Genomic DNA, 2811 nt, shown 5'->3' with positions numbered 1-2811 from the left:
GGCGGCTCGTGGCAGGGGTTCCGCACCTTCTTCATCCGTTATCTGGACGACGAGATTTCGGTCATCGTGTTGACCAACACCAGCTCGGGCAAGCCCGGCGAGATCGCGCGCGGTATCGCTGCCCGCTTCGAGCCGAAGTTGAAGCTGCCGAATGCCTCGCCCATCGACGATAGCGATCCGGCGCTCACGCAGCGGCTGCAACGCATGATCGAAGAGCTGGCCGCCGGCAAGCCGACGCTCAAGGACTATTCGATGTCCCAGGACGAACTGACCAGCTACAACAAATACTTTGGCGAACGGGTGCGTGCCAAAGGGCAGTTGCAGGAGTTGCGGCTGTTCCGACGCGGCGAGCGTGGCAACAGCCCGGTTTACGATTATCGCGCGCGTTTCAAAGATGGCTTGATGGATGTCGCGCTGACGCTCGACCCCAAGGGCAAGGTGTCGCAACTGGGCTTCGGTTCAGTCGAACAGTGGGATGCGCCACTGTCGCCGAATTGAAGCCAACTACTTGGGGAATGTCATGAGCAGAACTCTGATCGCCAGCAGTGTGTTGATGGTGCTCGCGGCCACCGCGAGCTTCGCGCAGGACGCGAATCAATCCACGTTGATTGCCAATGCACGAGTCATCGACGGCACCGGTACGCCGGCGCAGAACGTTTCGGTTCGCATTGCCGGCGGCAAGATCACTGCCGTCGGTAAGTTGCAGCCGCTCGCTAAAGAAACCGTCGTCGACGCCAAAGGCCTGGTGCTGGCACCGGGCTTCATCGATTCCCACAGCCACCATGATGGCGGCATCTTCGAGCGGCGCGATGCTCCGGAAGTTGTAAGTCAGGGCATCACTACGATCATCGTCGGCCAGGACGGTGGTTCGCGGATCCCGCTCGGAGAGTTTTTTAGCAAGGTACAAAAGACTCCTGCCAGCGTGAACGTGGCTTCGTACGTCGGTCACAACACGCTGCGCGATGAGGTGATGGGCAAGGACTACAAGCGTGCTGCCACGGCTGCCGAAGTGCAGAAGATGGTCGGGTTGCTCGAGCGCGACCTGAACGCGGGCGCGTTGGGTTTGTCGACCGGCTTGGAATACGAGCCGAGCGTGTATTCCGATCCGAGCGAAGTCATCACGTTGGCCAAGACCAGCGCACGTTTCGGCGGCCGTTATATCAGCCACATTCGCAGCGAGGACGTGAAGCTGGATGCGGCCATCGAAGAGTTGGTGAACATCGGCACTCAGACCTGCATGCCGGTGCAGATCTCGCACTTCAAACTGGCGATTCGTAATCGTTGGGGCGATGCGCCGGCCGTGCTCAAGAAGTTGGACGCAGCCCGGGCTCGTGGCATCGATGTGACTGCCGACGTTTATCCTTACGAGTATTGGCAGTCCACGCTGACCATTCTGTTCCCGGATCGCAACTACAAGAACCGCGCGCAAGCCGAGGACGTGTTGAAGAACGTCGCGGCGCCGGAAGATTTGATCCTGTCGGACTTCGAGCCGGAGCCGGCGCTGGTCGGCAAGCACATCGGCGAAGTTGCAGCCTTGCGTAAGACCGATCCGTCCACCACGTTGATGGCGTTGATCGACGAAGCCATTACGTTCAACGGTGGCAAGGGCGGGCGCGAAACCGTGATCGGAAAATCGATGAGCGAGCAGGACATCGCCGCGCTGCTGAAGTGGCCGCAGACCAATATCAGCTCCGACGGCGGCATGGGCGATGCTCATCCGCGTGGCGCTGGTGCATTCCCGCGTGTGCTTCGTCAGCACGTGCGTGAGAACAAGACACTCACGCTCGAGCAGGCCATTCACAAGATGAGCGGCCTCACTGCACAACACGTCGGCATCAAGGATCGCGGCACTATCCGCGCTGGCGCTGCCGCCGACTTGGTGCTGCTGAATCCCGATACCGTCGCCGATCGCGCGACTCTCAAAGATCCATCGCAACTGTCGGTGGGTATCGAGCGGGTTTGGGTCAATGGCCAAACGGTCTGGCAGGGCGGTAAGACCGCTGCCGCCCGTCCTGGCATCTTGATCAAGCGCGCTGCCGATGCCAAACCCTTTACTTGTTCAAAAGCGAGCCGTTGATGCAAACCCCTCAGTACCAGGTGCAGCCGCCTTATCTGCTGTTTCTAGGTGACGCCACTGACGTCGCCGATGCCAAGACTGCGTCCGGCATCCGCCAATGGCGCGGCGAGTTGTGCGCCGGCCAATTGCGCTTGCCGGAAGGCACGGTGGATCTCGGCTTGCCCGACCTCACGCCACAACAGGCGGTGGCCAAAGGCATCAAGACCCTGATCATCGGCATCGCCAACGATGGCGGCTTCATCGCCGACAACTGGGTGGCCTCGCTGGTCGGTGCGCTGGAAGCGGGCTTGGACATCGCTTCGGGTCTGCACCAACGCTTGAGCGACACTCCGGCCATTGCTGAGGCTGCCAAGCGCACCGGTCGGCAACTGATCGAAGTGCGTCAGCCGGACCACAACTTCAAGCCGGGCAGCGGCAAGAAGCGCTCGGGTAAACGTCTGCTCACCGTCGGCACCGATTGCGCCGTGGGCAAGAAGTACACCGCGTTGGCGATCGAGAAAGAGCTGCGCAAGCGCGGCGTGAATGCGGACTTCTGCGCCACCGGCCAGACCGGCATTTTCATTTCCGGTCGCGGCGTGGCCATCGACTCGGTGGTTGCCGACTTCATTTCCGGTGCGGCTGAATGGCTGTCGCCGGAGAACACGCCGGATCATTGGGACGTGGTCGAAGGGCAGGGCTCGTTGTTTCATCCGTCGTACGCCGGCGTGACCTTGGGCCTGGTTCACGGCACCCAG

Annotated in this window: 3 protein-coding genes; all 3 read left to right on the top strand. The window is 61.2% G+C overall.

The window, feature by feature from the left end; genetic code table 11:
• Window positions 1–498: hypothetical protein (locus JNL55_RS25930; protein ID WP_293861245.1), on the top strand; the 498-nt coding region annotated here is incomplete at its 5' end.
• Window positions 499–520: 22 nt separating this feature from the next.
• Complete coding sequence (locus tag JNL55_RS25925) at window positions 521–2077, top strand: N-acyl-D-amino-acid deacylase family protein (RefSeq protein ID WP_293861242.1); 1557 nt, start codon at window positions 521–523, stop codon at window positions 2075–2077.
• On the top strand, window positions 2077–2811 hold a 735-nt coding region (locus JNL55_RS25920), incomplete at its 3' end, for a DUF1611 domain-containing protein (protein ID WP_293861239.1). The genes JNL55_RS25925 and JNL55_RS25920, both read left to right, overlap by 1 nt.

Source organism: Steroidobacter sp., assembly GCF_016790065.1.
Classification (GTDB): domain Bacteria; phylum Pseudomonadota; class Gammaproteobacteria; order Steroidobacterales; family Steroidobacteraceae; genus Steroidobacter.
Note: the sequence above shows the minus strand (reverse complement) of the source record. Positions and strands in the feature narration are given on the sequence as shown.

Bases quoted from the DNA above. Each gene is read 5' to 3' on its own strand.
- JNL55_RS25925 (WP_293861242.1), top strand. From the start codon at position 521: ATGAGCAGAACTCTGATCGCCAGCAGTGTGTTGATGGTGCTCGCGGCC.